The sequence below is a fragment of the Actinomadura bangladeshensis genome, from assembly GCF_004348335.1.
GTDB classification, from domain to species: Bacteria; Actinomycetota; Actinomycetes; order Streptosporangiales; family Streptosporangiaceae; genus Spirillospora; species Spirillospora bangladeshensis.
In genome coordinates, this window is sequence record NZ_SMJW01000098.1 from 1 (window position 1) to 20,661 (window position 20,661).

Consider the following 20,661-nt stretch of genomic DNA (forward strand, 5'->3'; position numbering starts at 1 on the left):
CCATCGGGGTCTCCGGGCGGGTGCGGGGGCGGTGCGGGGCGGTGCGACGCGGTGACCGTGTGTCGGGTGTCACGCTGGGAGGCAGTACGCGATGCCGCGGCCGCCCGGTTCAACCGGGACCGGTTCGTGGTGGATTTTCCAGTTGAGTCCTTACTAGTTCGCCATGTTTTGCTTGCCCTCGGCGCGGACGGTCTCCGGGTCGCGTCCAAGGGGCGTGACAGACCGCGACACGATTCCGTTAACGGAGTCCTCCGCCGGGGCAACGCTCACTCCACGCTTGGAGCGAATGCGGGCATCGGGCCCATTTGCCCACACAGGACCGAGGGGCGGGATCGGCACAGTGGAAGGAAACGGGGAAGCGCAGCTCAGCTACCGCCTGCTGCTGGCGGTGGACATCCAGGGGTACAGCAAGCGCGACACGCGCGAGCAGCTGCTCGCGCAGCGGCAGCTGTCGGACGCGCTCGACCGCGCGGCGCGCGGCGTCGGCCTCGACCGGGCCGGCTGGGCCAAGCAGGTCGGCGGGGACGGCGAGCTCGCCACCCTGCCGGAGGGGGTCGACCCGGCGCCGGTGGCCGGCGACTTCGTCGTCCTGCTCGACGAGGCGCTGCGCGAGACCAACCGGGACCCGGGCCGGTTCCGGCTGCGGGTGCGGCTCGCGCTGCACCACGGCACGCTCACCGCCGGGCCGTTCGGGCCCGCCGGCGACGCGCCCATCGTCGTGCAGCGGCTGCTGGACGCGATGCCGCTGCGCCGGCTGCTGACCGACGACCCCGGCCGCGACCTGGCCTACGTCGTCTCGGACTCGCTGTTCGAGGACGTCGTCCGGACCGGGTTCTGCGCGCTGCCGCCGCACGAGTTCCAGGCGGTCAAGACGGTCGCGAAGGGCGCCGCGTTCCGCGGCCACATCCACACCGGCCGCGCCGCCCGCCGCACGGCCCGCCGCGAGGCGGACGCCGGCGGCGAGCGGGGCGGCCCGGCCGCCGGGCCGCCGCCGCACGCCCGCGTCCTGACCCTCCCGGCCGCCGCGGCGCGGTAGCCGGGAAGGGAACGGGGGACGGCATGGCTGTGGGCGGAAAAGGCGCGCCATGGTCGCCGACGGCCGCGTCGTCGTCCGCCTCCATGTCGAGCGCCTCTACGGGCAGGCCGGCTGAGGCCGGCGAGCGGAGGCCGGGCGGCCTTGTGGGGGCGGTGCGCGGGTGGCTACGGTTCGGTGATGATCCAGGCCACCGCCACCACCAGCGCCGCACCCGAAGAGGTGTTCCGGCACTTGGCCGTCCCGGAGGCGTGGGGCGCATGGGGCAGGTTCCCCACGCCCGCCAGGCAGGCGCGCAAGGGCGACACCACCGCCTACGGCGTCGGGACGGTCAAGAAGATCTGGCCCGCCAGCGAGCAGACCGTCGCCTACGAGCCGTACTCGCACTTCGGCTACATCGCCCTGTCGGGGCTGCCCGTGCGCCGCTACCGCTCCGACGTGTACCTGGAGGCCCGCGACGGCGGCACCGCCATCCGCTGGGAGGCGGTGTTCGAGCCGCTCGTCCCCGGCACCCGCCCGCTGCTGCGATTCGCGCTGGGCCTGATGCTGAAGTCGTTCGTCCGCCGGCTCCCCGCGCACGTCGAGCACTGCCCCGACAGCTGTCCCGCCCGCCGCGCCGGCGACATCTGAGCGGGGACGGACCCGGTTCCCTGCGGTCCGCCGGCGACCCGGCGGCGCTCCGCGCCGGGAACCGGGCCGGAGACCGCGCGACCCCCCGCGCGGCCTCCGGCGAAAAGGTGCAGGCCGAGAGCACCCCGCAGTTCCCTCGGCCTGCACGACCTTGGCCCCCCTTGTCGGATCCCGGGGTCAGACGGGATCCGGGCCGTACACCTCCCACAGCTCCCCGGCGAAGAACCGGCCGAAGTCGAGCAGCTTGCCCGCCCCGTCCGGGCCCGACGTGCGGAACGTCGTGAGCTGCCGCGCGAAGTCCGTCAGCTGGATGTGCAGCACCCCCGCCGCGACGACCTCCGCGCCGTCCTCCGCGTCCTCGCCGACGTGGCCGTCCAGCAGCCGCACGTAGAGCGTGGACGTGTCCGGCCAGATCCGCGTCGGCGGCCCGTGCAGGACGTTCTTGTGCCCGCTCAGCGTCCGCCGCCGGTCCTCGCCGTCGGTGTAGAACAGCCGGTACCTCATCAGCCGCCGGTCCTGCGCGCCGTCCGCGACGAACAGGTTGAACGTGCCCCGCTCGACCGGGCAGCGGCCCCCGTGCCCGCCGGCGTCGATCCACCCCTCGGCCTTGGCCTCGTGGCCGGGGTCGGCGAGGAACCGGTCGGTGTCGTCCGCGGTGATCGTCAGCCGGAACGACAGCGGCCGGCGCCCCTCGGCCAGCTCGCCGATCCGCGCGTCGCTCTCCCCGTAGGTGACGAACCCCTTCATCTCCTCGGTGAACGACAGCGACGTCCGGCCGGCGGCCGCGGGGGACGGTCCCCGTGCCCCGCCGCGGCCGTCCGGAACCGGGCCGGTCCGCTGCGCGGAGGCGCCCCCCGGCGCCCCCGCGGCCGGACCGCTCGCCGAGCCGTTCGCCGCCCCGCCGAGCGAGCCGGCTCCCCCGGCCGGCTCGGCCCCCGTGGCAGACGGGGCGGTGCCCGACCCGGCCGCACGCCCCCGTGCGGACGCGCCCTCCAGCAGCCGCGTCGCCAACCGGTCGGCGTGCGCGGCGATGGTGAGCGAGGGGTTCGGGCCCACCGGCCCCGGCATCGCCGCCCCGTCGGCGATGTAGAGGCCCGGGAACCCGAACACCTCGCCGAAGGCGTCGCAGACGCCCTCGCCCTGATGGCCCCCCATGGGGGCGCCGCCCAGCGGGTGGACGGTGATGATGCGCTTGCGGAACCACATCGGGTTGTCGTGGTAGTCGGCGCCGAGCACGTCCGCGATGCCCCGCATCGTCTTGCGGACGCGGTTGAACAGCGCCTCACTGGTCTCGGCGTCCCAGTCGGCGGCGAGCCGGCCGCCCTTCAGGTGCAGCCGCCCGTCGGCGCTGTCGCGGCCCATGCCGAGCAGCGGCAGCGAGCTGACCGTGAGGGCGCCGTCGCCGATCAGGTCGGCGATCTCCTTGGACAGGTTCGTGTCCGGCGCGTCCTTGAAGAACTCGGTGAACCGGTTCCACAGGAACTTCACCGCGCGCTCGAAGTCGTTGCCGAGGTCGAGGCTGTCGACGATCCAGTCGGTGAAGCCGGGGTAGCCGCCGTCCTGGATGTAGGCGCCGCGGCCCGCGCCTGGCACGCCGTCCAGCTCGTCCGGCAGCCGGATCGCGGTGGTGATCACCGGCCCGCGGCTGGCGTTCAGCGGCCGGACCCGGTTGCGGTCCTTGGCGCGCAGCAGGAACGTCAGCAGGTCGCCGTTGCCGCTGAACCGGGTGCCGAGCGCCCGCGACAGGCCCGGGAAGGCGTCCCGCGACTTCAGCAGCAGGAACGTCGTGCCGTAGGTGCCGGCGCCGAGGACCAGCCGGTCGCAGGTGATCGTCCGGACGGGCGGGCGGCCCTTCTTCACCGTCGGGTCGGCGTGGTGGACGTAGTCGACCTCGTACCCGCCGCCCGGCCGGGGCCGGATCGCCTTCACCTCGTGGGAGGTGCGGATGTCGGCGCCGTGGTGCGCCGCCGCCGACAGGTAGGTGTGGTCGAGGCTGTTCTTGGCGCCCTCGTTGCAGCCGATGTCGCACTCGCCGCACAGCTTGCACGTGCGCCGCTCGGCGCCGTGGATGTTGCCGTAGCCGGCGTCGGCGATCGGCAGGCTCAGGCCGGGCGTGCCGCCGGGGCGGGAGGCGAAGCTGACCGCGAGCGGCGGCAGCGAGATGTGCAGGCCGAGCTCGGCCGCCGCGTCCTGCATCGCGTGCGACTTCGGGGTGTCGTCGAACGGGACCTGCTCCAGCGGGTACGGGGTCGCGCCGAGCATCTTCTCGACCGCGTCGTAGTGCGGGTCGAGGTCGGCGCGGGTGACCGGCCACGGGTCGTGGCCGCCGTCGGGGCGGTCGTTGACGAACCAGCGCTCGTCCTTGCGCAGCAGCACGTTCGCGTAGATCAGCGACCCGCCGCCGAGCCCGGACGACACGACCGAGTCGCAGCCCTTGAAGCTCCACACGTCGAACATCCCGTACAGGCCCTCGTCCGGGTCCCAGAACGCCCGCCCCATCTCGGCGGGCGAGCGGGGGAAGTCGCCGGGCGCATACGGCCGCCCGCGCTCCAGCAGGACGACCGACCCGCCGGCCTCCGCCAGCCGGTACGCGGCGACGGACCCCCCGAACCCGGATCCGACCACGACGACGTCCGCGTGCTCCATCGCGATCAGCCCGCCTTCCGCTTGAGGAAGTCGACGACCTGCGGGAACACCTCGGTGTCGGCGTACCGGCCCATGAAGGGGTCCTGGTGGCCGTAACCGGGCAGGACCGCCAGCTCGTGCCGGCCGGGTGCGGCCTCCTCGAGCGTGCGGTGGCAGACGATGTTGGAGTCGGTGAACACGTGGTTGCGGTCTCCGGTGAGGAACAGGATCGGTGTCGGGACGGCGGCGGCGTCCGCGAGGTAGTCGTCGGGGAGGGCGGCGAAGCGCGGGTCGCGCCGGTCGTACTTCACGGCGCGGCCGGCCTTCACCATCCGGTGGATGTGCCGGTAGTAGTCGACGTTGCAGGCCCCGAACAGATCGGGCAGCCGGCCGTGCGTGACCGGCGACATCTTCTCGTGCGTGTAGATCGGTTTGCCGCCGCCCCACATGAAGCTGAGCATGTGGCAGGCCGGTTCGGCGCAGTCGCGGTGGAACGGCGCGACCGCCTTGGCGAGCATCCAGCCGCGCGTCATGACCGGGGCGGTGCCGAACCGCGGGTCGAGGTGGCAGGGCCCGACGACGTACTCCATCAGCGCCGGCCCGTAGCCGAGCTTGATCCTCGACCAGGCGGGGGTCCGCGGGGTCAGCGAGACGCTGTTGCAGACCAGGCTGGTCACGCCGGTGACGGTGCCGGCGAACAGCGCCATCGAGAACGAGATCGAGCCCACGCAGTGCGTGATCACGTGGAGGCGCTTGTCGCCGATGTGGCGCCGCAGCTCGGCGACGGCCGCCGGGTGGTCCCACAGCGCGAGCGCGTCCAGGCTGTGGCGCCCCATCTCGGCGTTGTAGGGGAACCGGCCGCTGATCCGCAGGTCGACCGCCCACACGTCGCCGAAGCCGGCGTCGTGCAGGAAGTTCACCAGGTTCGTGTGCTCCGGCATGATGTACATGTCGCTGGACGTCGTCAGGCCGTGCACCAGCAGGACGGCGTCGCCGCCCGCGTCGGCGGCGGCGCGGCGGAACCGGGTCAGGTTCAGGCCGAGCCCGTCGCCGGTCGCGAAGGGATGCACGGACACCTCGGCGTCGGCGACGCCCGCGTGCGTGAAGCGCGCGATCCGCTGCTCGTCCATGTCCGTCTCCTCCGCTTTCTGACGCTCCCACCTTGCCGGACGCGGATATCGGCGCGGCATCGTGGAGAACCCGTACTTACGTGCGCGGCCCGGGCCCCGGTACGTACGGGACGTACGGGAGATAGGACTCGGAACTACTTGGAACGGTTCATCGCGGTCGCGACGCCGACCCGGGAGGACACGCCGATCTTGGCGAAGACGCGGGACAGGTGGGTCTCGACCGTCCGCACGCTGAGGTAGAGCCGCTCGGCGATCTGCTGGTTGGCGAGGCCCTCGGCGACCAGCAGCGCGATCTCGTGCTCGCGCGGGGACAGCCCGTACGGCAGGTCGGGCCTGCCCTTGCCGCCTCCCGCGGAGGTTCCGGCGGTGGGGACCCGCACGCCGAGGCGCCGCTGCTCGCGGGCGACCTGGGCGTGCAGCCCCTTCATGCCGCAGGACTCGAAGATCTCGGCGGCGGCGCGCAGCCGCTCGCGGGCCGCGGTGCGGTCGCCGGCGGCGGCGTGCGCGAGCCCGGCGGCCAGTTCGGCGCGGCCCGCCTCCGGACGCCGGCCCGCCTTGGCGAGCAGGGCGGCCGCCTCCGCCGCGAGCGCGGCCGACGCGGCCGGGTCGCCGGCCCGCAGCGCGTGCGCGCGGGTCAGCTTCGCCAGGCCGACGTCGCCGGCCAGCGCCGGGCCCGCGATCGCCTCGGCGATGTCGGCCCAGTTCGCGGCGTCGGCGGCGTCCTGCTGCGCGGCCCGGACGCAGGCGAGGGCCTCGGCGCAGCTGCCGAGGGTGCCGAAGTCCAGGCCCTGGTCGCCGGTGCCGCACGCGGCGATCAGCGCGGTGGCGCCCTCCTCCAGCCGGCCCTCGTTGATGACGGCGAGGGCGCGGGCGACGTGCGCCATGTGCGTCCACCACTCGCCCGAGCCGGTGTCGTTGGCGACGGCCTCGTCCCCGGCCCGCAGCGCCCGCTCGTGGTCGCCCATCCAGGACGCGGTCAGGCACTGCTGGATCAGGCCGTAGGCCAGCACCTCCTGCGAGCGCAGGTCGCGGCCGACGGCGGTGGCCTCGTCGGCGGCGGCGGCGGCCTCCGCCAGCCGCCCGAGCTGCGCGAGCACGCGGGACTGCCCGGCCAGCATGTAGCCCAGGATGAACGTCTGCCCGGTCGTGCGGGTGATCGCCACCAGCCGCTCGGCGTGCCGCAGCGCCTCGTCGTACATGCCGAGGAAGCACTCGGCGAACACCAGCCAGGCGAAGCAGTCCAGGCAGTCGGCGAAGTCGGTGTCGGACGCGGCCGAGAACAGCCGGTCGGCGGTCTGCGCGTAGGCGATCGCCTGCTCGACCTCGCCGCGCCCGTAGGCGACCATCGGCCGCATCGCCGCGACCGCCGCCGTCAGCCCGGGGCTCCAGCCGGGCGCGGTGTCCGGGATCGTCTCCAGGATCGCGTGCGACCCGCGCGTGTCGATCTTCTGGATGCGGTCGGCGACGAGCCGGATCCGCAGCAGCACCGCCTCGGGGGTCTGCCGGTCGGTGATGCGGCGCAGCTCGTCCAGCACCAGGGCGCGGGCCTCGTGGATGCGGCCGAGCTGCCGCTCCATGATCGCGCACATGTGCACGGTCCGGGCCCGCCGGACGATGTCGCCGGCCGGCAGCAGCCCGAGCAGCGTCCGGGCGGTCTCGCGGCCCTCCTCGGCGTGGCCGCTGACGGCCTGCATGAAGGTCAGCTCGACCAGCAGCTCGACGCGGTCGGGGTAGGCGCCGCCGGGGGTGTCGGGCATCAGGTCGAGCGCGGCCCGCAGCCAGTACGCGGCGGTGCCGGGCGCCTGCGGCGCGACCACGCGGGCGGCCTCCACCAGCGTCCGGATCGCCCCGGCGTCGCCGAACCGCGCCGACCGCACCACGTGGTGGGCGCGCACGGCCGCCGGGGCGCCGAGGTCGGCGAGCCGCGCCGCGACCCGGGCGTGCGCGGCGATCCGCCAGCCCGCCGCCGTCGAGGCGTAGGCGACGTGCCGGACGAGGGGGTGGCGGAACCGGAACCGGCCGCCCGGGGCGGGGCGCACCACGTCATGGGCGGTCAGCACGTCCAGCGCGGCGAGCGCCTCGCCCAGCTCCATCTCCGCGGCCACCGCCGCCAGTTCGGGCTCGAACACGTCCGCCGCCCCCGCGGCGCCCCGCGCCATCTGCAGCGCGTGCGGCGGCAGGGCGCTCAGCTCGACCTGCAGCGCCGCCCGCACCGCCGGCGGCACCTCGGTCAGGTTCGCGACGCCCTTCTCCCAGTGCCGGTCGAGGCCGTTTCCGGCCACCGGCGCGGCGCCGTCGGCCATCTTGGCCAGCGCCTCCAGGTAGAACGGGTTGCCGCCGCTGGCCTTGAACAGCGCCTCGCACTGCGCGTGGCTCATGTCCGGGCCGAGGAACTCGCGGACCTCGCTCTGCGTGAGCGGGTCGACCGTGACCCGCACGCCCTGCGGGCCGGCCGCGTCCACCAGCGCCATCAGCCGCGGGGACGCCTGCGCGGGCCGGTAGGCGACCGCGATGAGCACTCGTGCGCGCGGCGGATGCCGGACCAGGTGGTCCAGGAGTTCGATCGTCGCGTCGTCGGCCCAGTGCAGGTCGTCCAGGATCAGCACCAGCCCGGACGGCTCGGCCAGGTCCTCCAGCAGGTGCCGGACGGTCCGGTGCAGCTGGTACCGCGCGACGTGCGAGTCGGGGGAGGCGACCGCCGGCTCGCCGCTCAGGTCGGCCAGCGCGGGGAACACCGTCCCGAGCAGCCGCCGCGCCCCCGCCGGCAGGCCCAGGGTGTGCTCTTCGAGCCGGTCGTCGAGCGCGTCGACCACGGCGCCGAACGGCATCTCCTGCTCGAACTCGGCCGCGCGCCCGGCCGCGAACGGCAGCTTGCGCGCGATCGCGCCGTCGGCCAGCTCGTTCAGCAGCCGCGTCTTGCCGGCACCGGGCTCGCCGACCATCGCCAGGAAGCCGTAGCCGCCCGCGGCCGCGTCCAGGACGCGCTCGATCTCCTGCAGTGCGTCCCGTCGGCCGACCAGCGGAGCGTTGCCGGAGCCCCCGGCCCGGCGCGCCGCACGACCCTGCATGTCCACATCCCAACAGCGACAGGCGGTCGATACGCCGTGATCATGCTTCTCGTTGTGGTCCCGGAGAATTGCGGGAACACCTTATCGGGTAGAACGTCAATAAGGCGGGGCAACACGCCCCCGCCTGGGCGTGCCCCCCACCGCGGCCACCTCGTGACCGTATGTACATAGCTATGAACAGCCCTCAAGCGTCCCATGTCAACCTCGGGTGCGTAAACCGTCGCGGGCCCGTGACATCCGGGGTGCGGCTCAGGTCTCCAGGCCGAGGCGGAGGGCGGCCTCCCGCCACCGGGACTCCTCGCCCGAGGGGGTGTGGCGCCGGACGTTCTGGGTGGCGGCGACCAGGGCGCGCGCCTCGGCCAGGCCGGAGACGGCGCCGTGCGCGCGGGCCTGGGCCAGCACGTTGCCGAGGGCGGTCGCCTCGACCGGGCCCGCCACGACGGGCAGGCCGGCGGCGTCGGCGGTCAGCCGGCACAGCAGGTCGTTGCGGCTGCCGCCGCCCACCAGGTGCACGACCTCGATGTCGACGCCGGACAGCGCGGCGGCCCGGCGCAGCGTGACCCGGTGCGCCAGGGCGAGGCTGTCCATGATGCAGCGGACCGTCGCGGCGCGGCCGGCCGGCGCGGGGAACCCGCGGCGGCGGCAGTGCGCGGCGATGCGGGACGGCATGTCGCCGGGCGGGAGGAACTCCGGGTCGTCCGGGTCGATCAGCGAGCGCAGGCCCGGGACCCGCCCGGCCTCGGCGAGCAGGGCGGGAAGGTCGGGGTTCCCCCAGGCCCGCAGGCACTCCTGGAGCAGCCACAGGCCCATCACGTTGCGCAGGTAGCGGACCGTCCCGTCGACTCCGCCCTCGTTGGTGAAGTTGGCCTCGCGGCTGGCATCGGTCAGCACGGGCGCGTCCAGTTCGACGCCCACCAGCGACCAGGTCCCGCACGAGATGTAGGCGAACCGGTCGGTGGTGGCGGGCACGGCGGCGACGGCGGACGCGGTGTCGTGGGAGCCGACGGCCGTCACGCGGAGCCCGGCGTGGCCGGTCTCGGCCGCGACGTCCGGGCGGAGCACGCCGATCACCGACCCCGGGTCGTGGAGCGGCGGGAGGATCTCGGCGGGGAGGTCCAGGCGGTCGAGGAGGTCCCGCGACCAGGTGCCGTCGCGGACGTCCAGCAGGCCGGTCGTGGACGCGTTGGTGCGCTCCGCGCCGATCTCGCCCGTGAGCCAGTAGGCCAGCAGGTCGGGGACGAGCAGCAGCGTGCTCGCCCCGGACAGGTCGTCCGCCACCAGCTGGTAGATCGTGTTGAACGGCAGGAACTGCAGCCCGGACGCCCGGTACAGGAGGTCGTCGCCCAACTCGGCGCGGACGCGGTCCATCACGCCGTCGGTGCGGGAGTCGCGGTAGTGGACGGGGTTGCCGAGCAGCGAGCCGCCGGCGTCGAGCAGCCCGTAGTCGACCGCCCAGGAGTCGATGCCGACCGACGCCAGGCCGGACGGCGCGGCGTGCAGCCCGTCCAGGACGTTGCCGTAAAGGCCCAGGATGTCCCAGTGCAGGGTGCCGTTGACGCGGACGGGGCGGTTCGGGAACCGGCGGATCTCGTCCAGTTCGAGGACGCCGGGTCCGACGCGGCCGGCCATCACGCGGCCGCTGGACGCCCCCAGGTCGACGGCGGCGAACGTCGCTTCGCTCATTGGAGGACCAGGACCTCCAGCGTGCGGGGGCCGTGCACGCCCTCGACCCGGGACAGCTCGATGTCGCTCGTCGCCGACGGCCCCGACACGAACGTCAGCGGGCGGGACGGGTCCAGCCGTTCGAGCGCCTCCGGCACGTCCGGCGCGATCTGCTCGGCGAGCACGACGATCAGGTGGTAGTCGGGCACGAGCGACAGAGCGCGCGGCCCCTGCGCCGCGCCGTGGTCCAGGATGATCGTGCCGGTCTCCGCGATCGCGGCGGCGCAGCCGGTGACCGCGCCCGCCAGCCGGTCGAGGGACGCCACCGAGAAGTCGTCGACGAGCGGCGCGTCCGTCGCCGACGTCCACGCCGCAGGCAGACCGGACGGGACGCCGTAGGACCCGGGACGGGCCGACAGCCGCTCCGCCACCGCCGGGGCCACCTCCGCCGCGGGCACCCGCAGCACCGTCGCGCGGTAGTCGGCGACCCGCTCGGCGAACAGGTCGAGCACACCGCCCTCGCGGTGGCGGCGCAGGTAGGACCGGTCGATCCGGGCGTAGGAGGCCGCGACCTCCGCGGCCGGGCGGGTGGGCACGATGCCCTCGACGCGGCGCAGGATCTCCTCGCGGGCGTTCACTCGCCGTCCTCCTTTCGGCCGCCGTCGGTGCGGGCCCACCAGGCGCGGAACGACTCCGGCGGCGGGGCGGGCGCGTCCCGCGTCTCGGTCCAGGCGCTCAGCGGGCCCGGCAGCCGCCGGATCCGGCCGCCGCGCGCGACGATCCGGCGGCTCGCGGACGCGCCGCGCTGCGCGAGCGCGAGCCGGGTGGGGGAGCGCAGCGTCCATCCGGCCGCCGCCATCGCGACCCGTTCGAGGGGGTGCCGCGGGCCCTTCTCCACCGCGCGCGCCCGCAGATGGACGAGCACCTCGGGGATGTCGATCGCGACCGGGCACGCCTCGAAGCACGCCCCGCACAGCGACGAGGCGTAGGGGAGGGACGCGTCCACGTCCGACCCGATGCCCCGGATCTGCGGCGACAGGATCGCGCCGATCGGCCCCGGATACGGCGACCCGTAGGCGTGGCCGCCCGCGCGCCGGTAGACCGGGCACACGTTCAGGCACGCCGAGCAGCGGATGCAGCGCAGCGCCTGCCGGCCGACCTCGTCGGCGAGGGTGTCCGTGCGGCCGTTGTCCAGCAGGACGAGGTGGAAGTCGCGCGGGCCGTCGCCGGGGGAGACGCCCGTCCAGGCGGAGGTGTAGGGGTTCATCCGCTCGGCGGTGGACGAGCGGGGCAGCAGCTGCAGGAACACCTCCAGGTCCCGCCAGGTCGGCACGATCTTCTCCACGCCCATCACCGAGATCAGCGTCTCGGGGAGCGTCAGGCACATCCGCCCGTTGCCCTCCGACTCCAGGACGACGAGCGTGCCGGTGTCGGCGACCGCGAAGTTCACGCCCGACACCCCGACCTTCGCCGACAGGAACTTGGCGCGCAGGTGCCGCCGCGCCGCCTCGGCCAGCGCGGCGGGGGAGTCGGTCAGGTCCGCCGGGGCGTCCTCCATCGCGCGCAGGAAGATGTCGCGGATGTCGGACCGGTTGCGGTGGATGGCCGGGACGAGGATGTGCGACGGCCGGTCGTCGCCGAGCTGCACGATCAGCTCGGCGAGGTCGGTCTCGTAGGCGGTGACGCCCTCCTCGGCGAGGAACTCGTTGAGGCCGATCTCCTGCGTGGCCATCGACTTGACCTTGACGACCTCGGTCTCGCCGGTCGCCTTCACGAGGTCGGCGACGATCCGGTTGGCCTCGGCGGCGTCCCGCGCCCAGTGCACCGTCCCGCCGGCCTCGGTGACCTTCTCCTCCAGCAGCCGCAGGTAGTGGCCGAGGTTCGCCAGGACGTGGTCCTTGATCTGCTTGCCCGCCTCGCGCAGCGCCGGCCAGTCGGCCAGCTCGGCGACCGCGGCGGCGCGCTTGTCGCGGATCGTGGTGGTCGCGTGCGCGAGGTTGCCGCGCAGCCGCGCGTCGGCCACGGCCTCCCGCGCCGCGTCCGGGAACGACGGCATCCCGACATAGGTCGGCATGGCGGACGAGGCGGGAGAAACGGGCGGGGTCATGACGGGTCCTCCTCGGTCGACGCGAGGATCTCGGCCAGATGGAGCGTTCTCACTCCCGCGCGGGTGCGGGACAGCGCGCCGCCGATGTGCATCAGGCACGAGTTGTCGGCCGCGCACAGCACCTCGGCCCGCGTCTCGCGGACGGCGGTGACCTTGTCGGCGCACATCGCCGCCGACACCTCGGCGTTCTTCAGCGCGAACGTCCCGCCGAACCCGCAGCACTCGGCCGCGTCCGGCAGGTCGACCAGGTCGATGCCGGCGACGTCGCGCAGCAGCCGCAGCGGGCGGTCGCCGACGTGCAGCATCCGCAGCGAGTGGCAGGTCGGGTGGTAGGTGACGCGGTGCGGGAAGTGGGCGCCGACGTTGGTGACGCCGAGGACGTCCACCAGGAACTCCGACAGCTCGTGGACGCGGGAGGCGACCCCGGCGGTGCGCGGCGCCAGCTTGGGATGCCAGTCCCGGATCATCGCCGCGCACGACGCCGACGGCGCCACGATCGCGTCGTAGGGCTCGAACGTCTCCGCGAACCCCTTCACCAGGGGCAGCGCCTGCCGCCGGTACCCGGTGTTGAGGTGCATCTGCCCGCAGCAGGTCTGTGACTCGGGGAACTCGACGTCGTGGCCGAGGCGCCGCAGCAGCCGCACCATCGCCTTGCCCGTCCCCGGATACATCGTGTCGTTGACGCAGGTGAGGAACAGCGCGACCTTCATCGGGCGCCTCCTGAGGAGCGGCTGGACTCGCGGACGACCAGCTCGGGCTGGAACATGACCTGCTGGTGGGCGTGCCCGCCCGCGGTGTCGCACTCCTCCAGCAGCAGCTCGGTCGCGATGCGGCCGAGCTGGTAGGTGGGCTGCCGCACCGAGCTGAGGGGGACGGCCGCGGCGGCGGAGAACTCGATGTCGTCGTACCCGATCAGGGCCACGTCAGTCGGCACCTTGATCCCGGCCTGCAGCAGCACGCGCAGCACGCCGAGCGCGAGCAGGTCGTTCGCGCAGAAGATCGCGTCCGGCAGCGGCGGGCCGGCCTCCAGCAGCCGCCGCGCCGCCTCCTGCCCCGACCGGGCGTTCATCGCGCCGACCGCGACCTCGCGCAGCGCCTCGCGGCCGAGCCCGGCCGCGCGCAGCGCCCGCAGCGCGCCCTTGCGGCGGTCGGCGCACTGCCGCAGCACCATCGGCCCGGTGACGAACGCCAGCGTGCGGGCCCCGCCGTCCAGCAGCTCGCCGGCCGCGAGCTCGCCGCCCGCGACGTCGTCGACGGCGACCGAGCACTGGCTGGCACGCGGCGTCGGATGGTCGAGCAGCACCACCGGCACGCCGCGCTCGCGCAGCCGGTCGCAGGCGTCGCTGTCGTCGCCGACCGGGGTCAGCAGCACGCCGCGGACCCGCTGCTCGGCGAACACGCGCATGTTGCGCCGCTCCCGCTCGTCCGACTCGCCCGACGAGGACAGGATGACCGCGTAGCCGCGCTCGCTGGCGATGTCCTCCACGCCGCGGGCCACGTCGGTGAAGAACGGGTTGGCGAGGTCCAGGACCATCAGCCCGATCGTGCTGCTGTGCCCGGCGCGCAGCGTGGACGCCGACCCGTTGCGGACGAACCCCAGCTCGCGGATGGCCTTCTCGACGCGGACGCGGGTCGCCTCCGCCACCCGCTCGGGCCGGTTGAGCACGTTGGACACGGTGCCGGGGGAGACGCCGGCGTGCGCCGCGACCTGCTTGATGCCGACCGTCCTGCTCAGCGGCTCGGGACGTCCGGTGCCGTCAGTGCTCAATCCGTGTGCCCCCGGTCCGTCGCCGCCTGTGTCGCCGCTCACTTTGGGTCATGTCATTAAAACGTGTCAACCCCCCGGCCCGGCCGCACCGGTCCGGCGGACCTCGCCGGCCGGTCCCGGCCGGAGGCGACGTGAAAAACTCCCGGTCCCTTGCACCATCGGGGTTTTCGCAGCTTCCCGGTGGGTCGGCGGGGAGGTTGCCTCTTGACGGGTGTCCCGGCTCACATCTAGCGTCCTCCGCAACATCACGTTAAAACGTTTTTCATCCCCCGGAAACCGACGTTCCCCCGCGAGGAGGGCCGACATGAGCGCACCCGGCCGGTCGTCACCGCCGACATTGGCGCTGGCCAACGTGAGCAAGTCGTTCGGCGCAGTGCGCGCCCTCCAGGGCGTCACGCTGGAGCTGCGCGCCGGCGAGGTGCACGCGCTCGCCGGCGAGAACGGCGCGGGCAAGTCGACGGTCGTAAAAACGTTCGCAGGGGTGCACCGCCCCGACGCGGGCGAGGTGCGGGTGGACGGCGAGCCGGTGACCTTCCACGGCCCCGCCGACGCGCAGGCCGCGGGCGTCGCCGTCATCTACCAGGAGCCCACGCTGTTCCCCGACCTGTCGGTCGCCGAGAACATCTTCATGGGCCGCCAGCCGCGCGCCGCGCTCGGCCGGATCGACCGCCGCGCCATGCACGCCGAGACCGCCGAGCTGTTCGAGCGGCTCGGCGTCGCGCTGGACCCGCAGCAGCCCGCCCGCGGCCTGTCCATCGCCGACCAGCAGGTCGTCGAGATCGCCAAGGCCATCTCCCGGGACGCGCGGGTGCTCATCATGGACGAGCCCACCGCCGCGCTCACCGGCCAGGAGGTCGCCCGGCTGTTCGCGGTGACCCGCACCCTGCGCGAGCAGGGCTGCGCGGTGCTGTTCATCTCGCACCGGCTGGAGGAGATCTTCGAGCTCTGCCAGCGCGTCACCACGCTGCGCGACGGCTCCTACGTCGGCACCGACGAGGTCGCCGACCTCACCCCCGACGACCTGGTCCGCCGGATGGTCGGCCGGGACCTCGACGCGCTCTACCCCAAGCAGGACGTGACGCCCGGCGAGGTCGCGCTGACGGTCCGCCGGCTCACCCGCGAGGGCGCCTTCACCGACGTCTCCTTCGAGGTCCGCCGCGGCGAGATCGTCGCGCTGGCCGGGCTGGTCGGCGCGGGCCGCAGCGAGGTCGCCCGCGCGATCTTCGGGGTGGACCGCTGGGACGCCGGGTCCGTCGAGGTCGAGGGCCGGGCGCTGCCGGCCGGCAGCCCCACCGCCGCGATGGCGGCCGGGCTCGCGCTCGTCCCCGAGGACCGCCGCCAGCAGGGCCTCGTCATGGACATGTCCATCGAGCGGAACATGGGCCTCACCCAGCTGAAGTCGCTGCGCCGCGCGACCGGCCGCGGCGGGCTCATCTCCCGGCGGGTCGAGCGGGACCGCGCCGCCGACTGGGGGCTGCGGCTCCGGCTCAAGTACTCCCGCCTCAGCGACGCCGTGGGCGTCCTGTCCGGCGGCAACCAGCAGAAGGTCGTGCTCGCCAAGTGGCTGGCCACCGAGCCGGGCGTGCTCATCGTGGACGAGCCGACCCGCGGCATCGACGTCGGCACCAAGGCCGAGGTGCACCGGCTGCTGTCGGAGCTGGCCGCGCAGGACCTCGCGGTCCTGATGATCTCGTCCGACCTGCCGGAGGTGCTCGGCATGGCCGACCGGATCCTCGTCATGCACGAGGGGCGGCTCACCGCCGAGATCGCCCGCGCGGACGCGACCGAGGAGAACGTGATGGCCGCCGCGACCGGCCGCGCCGGGACCGGGAAGGCGGCCTGAGCAGATGACCGTACTCACCGAAAGCCCGGCCGGGCCGGGCGCGGGCGGCCCCGCCGGCGGCGGCCGCCGCCTGGTCGAGCTGGTGCTGCGCGCCCGCGAGATGAGCATCCTCGGCGGGCTCGTCGTCCTCGTCGTCGCCACGACGATCGCCAACCCGCGGTTCCTGTCCGGGCAGGGCGTCGAGGACATCTTCCTCAACGCCTCCATCCTGGTGCTGCTGGCCGTGGGGCAGGCGCTGGTCGTCGTCACCCGCAACATCGACCTGTCGGTCGGGTCCGTCGTCGGGCTCGTCGCGTTCAGCGCCGGCAAGTTCGCCGCCGGCGGCGACCACCACGTCGCCCTGGTGCTGGTGTTCGGCGTCGCGATCGGGCTCGTCTGCGGGCTGGTCAACGGGCTGCTCGTCAGCTTCCTGCGGGTCCCCTCCCTCGTCGTCACCCTCGGCACCCTGTACGTGATCCAGGGGCTCGACTACCGCATCGCGCACGGCGAGCAGATCGGCGCGGCCGACCTGCCGCCCTCGGTGCTGAAGCTCGGCAACGACGGCATCCTCGGCATCCCCTACCTGCCCATCATCACCGTCGTGGTGATGCTGGCGGCCGGGTACTACCTGCGCTCCTACTCCTCCGGCCGCGAGTTCTACGCCATCGGGTCCAGCCCGGAGGCCGCGCGGCTGGCCGGCGTGCCGATCCGCCGCCGCGTCCTCACCGCCTACCTCATCAGCGGCGCGCTCGCCGGGCTCGCCGGGGTGCTGTGGCTCGCCCGGTTCGGCACCGTCGTCGCCGACGCCGCCAACGGCTGGGAGCTGAAGGTCGTCGCCGCCGTCGTCGTCGGCGGCGTCGCCATCACCGGCGGCGTCGGCACGGTGTACGGGGCGGCGCTCGGCGCCCTGCTGCTCACCACCATCGGCAGCGTGCTGGTGGTGCTCAAGGTCAACTCGTTCTGGCAGGACGCGATCACCGGTGTGCTGCTGCTGCTGGCCATCAGCGTCGACCGGCTGCTGGCCCTGCGCGTCACCCGGACGCTGAAACAGCGGTCGCTGGAGTCGGCCGCGCACCGAGACGCCGCTCCGCAGAACAAGGAGGGACGGTCATGAGCCGCCTCGGAGGGCTGCTGCGGTGGGAGACCGCCGTCACCGCCCTGCTGGTCGTGGTGTTCGCGAGCGGCGCCGGGTTCTCGCCCGACTTCGCCAACAACGACAACCTGTCGTTCGCGCTGGACGACCTGTCGGAGATCGCGCTGATCGCGCTGCCGATGACGCTGCTGGTGGTCTGCGGGCAGGTCGACCTGTCGGTGGCCTCGATCCTCGGCCTGTGCAGCGCGCTGACCGGCACCATGTGGGACGGCGGCATGGCCATCGAGACGATCATCCCGATCGTGCTCGCCGTCGGGCTCGTCTGCGGCCTCGTCAACGGGCTGCTCGTGACCCGGCTCGGGCTGCCGTCCCTCGCCGTGACGATCGGCACGATGACGCTCTACCGGGGCCTCGCCTACGTGACGCTCGGCACCGGCGCCATCTCCGAGTTCCCCGCCCAGTACACCGACCTGGCGACCTCGTCCATCCCGGGCACCCCGATCCCGTACCCGATCGCCCTGTTCGCGGTGCTCGCCGTCGCCACCGGGATCGTCCTGCACGCCACCGGCATCGGGCGGTCGCTGTTCGCGATCGGCGCGCAGGAGGACGCCGCCTACTTCGCCGGCATCCGGGTCAAGCGCATCAAGCTGATCCTGTTCGTGGTGTCCGGCCTGGTCGCCGGGTTCGCCGGGATCGTCTACACGCTCCGCTACGGCAGCGCCCGCGCCGACAACGGGATCGGCCTGGAGCTCACCGTCATCGCGGCGGTGCTGCTCGGCGGGATCGACTTCGACGGCGGCAAGGGCACCCTCGGCGGCGTCATCGCGGCCGTGCTGCTCATCGGCCTGCTCCGCAACCTGCTGATGCTCAACGACGTCCCCACCGAGGTCCAGTCGATCGTCACCGGGCTGCTGCTCATCATCAGCGTCCTCACGCCGCGGCTGATCGCCGTGGTCCGCGAGGCCCGGGGCAGGCGGCGGAGCGCGTCACCCGCGGCCCCCGCCGCCGTCCCCTGACCCGCATGAATCACGTCCCCCCGCCGCGTCCCACTCCACCCTGAAAGGCATCGTGATGACCATTCGTCTGCGCGCCCCGCGCCGGCTGGCGGCCGTCGCCACGGCGAGCGTCCTGGCCCTCAGCCTGGCCGCCTGCGGCGGCACCACCAAGGAGTCCTCGTCGGGCTCCGGGGAGGCCAAGGCCGGCGGCAACGCCACGGCGGACCCGAACGCGCCGCTGAAGAAGGGCCTGAAGCTGGCGTTCCTTCCCAAGCAGGTCAACAACCCCTACGAGACGATCGTCGACAAGGCCGGCATCGAGGCGGCCAAGGAGTTCGGCGGGGAGGCCAAGGAGGTCGGCCCGTCCGACGCGTCCGCGTCCTCCCAGGTGTCCTACATCAACACGCTCGTCCAGCAGCGGCACGACGCGATCCTGATCGCCGCGAACGACGAGAACGCGGTGTGCGGCCCGCTCAAGCAGGCGAGGTCCAAGAACATCAAGATCGTCGCCTACGACTCCGACACCAACCCCGAGTGCCGCGACCTGTTCATCAACCAGGCCAGCTCCGAGGAGATCGGCCGCAGCGAGGTCAAGCTGCTCGCCGAGCAGATCGGCCACGAGGGCGAGATCGCGATCCTGTCGGCGACGGCGAACGCCACGAACCAGAACACCTGGATCAAGTTCATGCAGGACGAGCTCAAGAAGCCCGAGTACGCGAAGATGAAGCTGGTCAAGGTCGCCTACGGCGACGACGACGACCAGAAGTCGTTCCAGCAGACCCAGGGCCTGCTGCAGGCGTACCCGAACCTCAAGGGCATCATCTCGCCGACCACGGTCGGCATCGCCGCCGCGGCCCGCTACATCTCCGGCTCCAAGTACAAGGGCAAGGTCGCGCTGACCGGGCTCGGCACCCCCGACCAGATGCGCAAGTTCGTCAAGGACGGCACGGTCAAGGAATTCGAGCTGTGGGACCCCAAGAACCTCGGCTACCTGGCCGCGTACGCGGCGGCGGCGCTGTCGTCCGGCCAGATCACCGGCGCCGAGGGCGAGAAATTCAAGGCCGGCAAGCTCGGCGAGCGCACGATCGGCGCCAACGGCGAGGTCATCCTCGGCCCGCCGACGGTCTTCGACGCCGAGAACATCGACGAGTACCACTTCTGACCGGCTCATGACGGAACGCATGAAGCGCGTCTGCTTCCTGCTGAAGGTCAGGCAGGACCGCCTGGAGGAGTACAAGCTGCGCCACCAGGCGGTCTGGCCCGACATGCTCGCCGCGCTGCGCGACTCCGGCTGGCACAACTACTCGCTGTTCCTGCGGGAGGACGGCCTCCTCGTCGGCTACCTGGAGACCGACGACTTCGAGGCCGCCCAGGAGGCGATGGCCCGCACCGGGGTCAACGCCCGGTGGCAGGCGGAGATGGCGCAGTACTTCGAGGACTCGGGCGGCCGCCCCGACGAGGGCATGCGGCCGCTCGAAGAAGTCTTCCACCTGGATTGAGAGGAAACCCGTGAACGACACCAGCGCGGTGAAGGACGCCCTGCGCCGCCAGCAGATCGAGACTCCCTCGTGGGCGTACGGGAACTCGGGGACCCGGTTCAAGGTCTTCGCCCAGCAGGGCGTGCCGCGCACCCCCCAGGAGAAGATCGACGACGCCGCGCAGGTGCACCGGTTCACCGGCGTCGCGCCCAGCGTCGCCGTCCACATCCCCTGGGACAAGGTGGACGACTACGCGGCGCTGGCCGCGCACGCCGAGGAGCGGGGCGTGCGGATCGGCGCGGTGAACACCAACGTGTTCCAGGACGACGACTACATGCTCGGCAGCGTCACCAACCCCGACCCCGCCGTCCGCCGCAAGGCCCTCGACCACCTCCTCGAAGCGGTCGACATCATGGACCAGACCGGGTCCCGCGACCTGAAGCTGTGGTTCTCCGACGGCACCAACTACCCGGGGCAGGACGACATCCGCTCCCGCCAGGACCGGATGGCCGAGGCCCTCGCCGCCGTCTACGCGCGGCTCGGCGACGACCAGCGGTTCCTGCTGGAGTACAAGCTGTTCGAGCCGGCGTTCTACATGACCGACCTGCCGGACTGGGGCGCCTCCTACGCGCACTGCCTCAAGCTCGGCCCGAAGGCGCAGGTCGTGGTGGACACCGGGCACCACGCGCCCGGCACCAACATCGAGTTCATCGTGGCGTTCCTGCTGCGCGAGGGGAAGCTCGGCGGGTTCGACTTCAACTCCCGCTTCTACGCCGACGACGACCTGATGGTGGGCGCCGCCGACCCGTTCCAGCTGTTCCGGATCATGTACGAGGTGGTGCGGGGCGGCGGCTACGACGCGTACACCGGTGGGGGGGCGACCCCCCACACCCCCCGGCAAGAGCGTGGGGGGACGGGCGTGGCCTTCATGCTCGACCAGTGCCACAACATCGAGCCGAAGATCCAGGGCCAGATCCGCTCGGTGATGAACGTGCAGGAGGCCACCGCGAAGGCGCTGCTGGTGGACGCGGGCGCGCTGCGCGCCGCGCAGGAGGCCGGCGACGTCCTCGAAGCGAACGCGGTGTTCATGGACGCCTACAACACCGACGTCCGCCCGCTGCTCGCCGAGCTGCGCGAGGAGATGGGCCTGCACCCCGACCCGGTCGCGGCCTACAAGGCGTCCGGCTACCACGAGCGGATCGTCGACGAGCGCAAGGACGGCCAGGCCGCCGGCTGGGGCGCCTGACAGG

16 protein-coding genes are annotated in these 20,661 nt (G+C 73.3%); 8 read left to right on the plus strand and 8 right to left on the minus strand.

The window, feature by feature from the left end:
* Positions 1-340 precede the first annotated feature (340 nt).
* Positions 341-1,036 carry a hypothetical protein gene (locus E1284_RS19940; RefSeq protein WP_243714605.1) on the plus strand — a complete coding sequence of 232 codons (696 nt, stop codon included), beginning with the start codon at positions 341-343 and terminating at the stop codon, positions 1,034-1,036.
* A 177-nt stretch (positions 1,037-1,213) separates the two neighbouring features.
* Positions 1,214-1,663, plus strand: a complete 450-nt coding sequence (locus E1284_RS19945) for an SRPBCC family protein (RefSeq protein WP_131941068.1) — start codon at positions 1,214-1,216, stop codon at positions 1,661-1,663.
* 177 nt (positions 1,664-1,840) lie between these two features.
* Here the strand turns inward: E1284_RS19945 and E1284_RS19950 are convergent, their stop codons facing one another.
* The 8 genes from E1284_RS19950 to E1284_RS19985 all read right to left on the minus strand — a co-directional run bounded on the left by E1284_RS19950 (position 1,841) and on the right by E1284_RS19985 (position 14,023).
* Positions 1,841-4,309: a GMC oxidoreductase gene (locus tag E1284_RS19950; protein WP_207923851.1), complete on the minus strand. Its 2,469-nt coding sequence runs from the start codon at positions 4,307-4,309 to the stop codon at positions 1,841-1,843.
* 5 nt (positions 4,310-4,314) lie between these two features.
* Positions 4,315-5,418, minus strand: a complete 1,104-nt coding sequence (locus E1284_RS19955) for an alpha/beta fold hydrolase (RefSeq protein ID WP_131941070.1) — start codon at positions 5,416-5,418, stop codon at positions 4,315-4,317.
* A gap of 134 nt (positions 5,419-5,552) precedes the next feature.
* The gene (locus E1284_RS19960) at positions 5,553-8,486 is read right to left on the minus strand and encodes a helix-turn-helix transcriptional regulator (protein ID WP_131941072.1); all 2,934 of its coding nucleotides are present in this window, start codon (positions 8,484-8,486) and stop codon (positions 5,553-5,555) included.
* Between the two features lie 249 nt (positions 8,487-8,735).
* Positions 8,736-10,169, minus strand: a complete 1,434-nt coding sequence (locus tag E1284_RS19965; RefSeq protein ID WP_131941074.1) for a rhamnulokinase — start codon at positions 10,167-10,169, stop codon at positions 8,736-8,738.
* Positions 10,166-10,786, minus strand: a complete 621-nt coding sequence (locus E1284_RS19970) for a LutC/YkgG family protein (RefSeq protein ID WP_131941076.1) — start codon at positions 10,784-10,786, stop codon at positions 10,166-10,168. Before E1284_RS19970 ends, E1284_RS19965 begins: the two co-directional genes overlap by 4 nt.
* Positions 10,783-12,255 carry a LutB/LldF family L-lactate oxidation iron-sulfur protein gene (locus tag E1284_RS19975; protein ID WP_131941078.1) on the minus strand — a complete coding sequence of 491 codons (1,473 nt, stop codon included), beginning with the start codon at positions 12,253-12,255 and terminating at the stop codon, positions 10,783-10,785. Before E1284_RS19975 ends, E1284_RS19970 begins: the two co-directional genes overlap by 4 nt.
* Entirely contained in the window at positions 12,252-12,965 is a 714-nt protein-coding gene (locus tag E1284_RS19980; protein WP_131941080.1) for a (Fe-S)-binding protein, read from the minus strand. The genes E1284_RS19975 and E1284_RS19980 overlap by 4 nt, the downstream gene beginning before the upstream one ends.
* On the minus strand, positions 12,962-14,023 hold the full coding sequence (locus E1284_RS19985; protein WP_243714606.1) for a LacI family DNA-binding transcriptional regulator: 1,062 nt from the start codon (positions 14,021-14,023) through the stop codon (positions 12,962-12,964). Before E1284_RS19985 ends, E1284_RS19980 begins: the two co-directional genes overlap by 4 nt.
* 304 nt (positions 14,024-14,327) lie before the next feature.
* Between E1284_RS19985 and E1284_RS19990 the strand changes: the two genes are divergently transcribed.
* From E1284_RS19990 to rhaI, 6 genes are read left to right on the plus strand one after another with little or no spacing between them, the layout of a single operon-like run.
* Complete coding sequence (locus E1284_RS19990; protein WP_131941082.1) at positions 14,328-15,866, plus strand: sugar ABC transporter ATP-binding protein; 1,539 nt, start codon at positions 14,328-14,330, stop codon at positions 15,864-15,866.
* A gap of 4 nt (positions 15,867-15,870) precedes the next feature.
* Complete coding sequence (locus E1284_RS19995) at positions 15,871-16,959, plus strand: ABC transporter permease (RefSeq protein WP_131941084.1); 1,089 nt, start codon at positions 15,871-15,873, stop codon at positions 16,957-16,959.
* Complete coding sequence (locus E1284_RS20000) at positions 16,956-17,954, plus strand: ABC transporter permease (protein WP_131941086.1); 999 nt, start codon at positions 16,956-16,958, stop codon at positions 17,952-17,954. Before E1284_RS19995 ends, E1284_RS20000 begins: the two co-directional genes overlap by 4 nt.
* 55 nt (positions 17,955-18,009) lie before the next feature.
* Positions 18,010-19,095, plus strand: coding sequence for a rhamnose ABC transporter substrate-binding protein (gene rhaS, locus E1284_RS20005; protein ID WP_131941087.1), 1,086 nt, complete (start codon positions 18,010-18,012; stop codon positions 19,093-19,095).
* Positions 19,096-19,114: 19 nt separating this feature from the next.
* Entirely contained in the window at positions 19,115-19,432 is a 318-nt protein-coding gene (locus E1284_RS20010; protein ID WP_131941101.1) for an L-rhamnose mutarotase, read from the plus strand.
* Between the two features lie 10 nt (positions 19,433-19,442).
* A complete protein-coding gene (gene rhaI, locus E1284_RS20015) occupies positions 19,443-20,657 on the plus strand; it encodes an L-rhamnose isomerase (RefSeq protein WP_131941089.1) in 1,215 nt (404 codons plus the stop codon).
* Positions 20,658-20,661 lie beyond the last annotated feature (4 nt).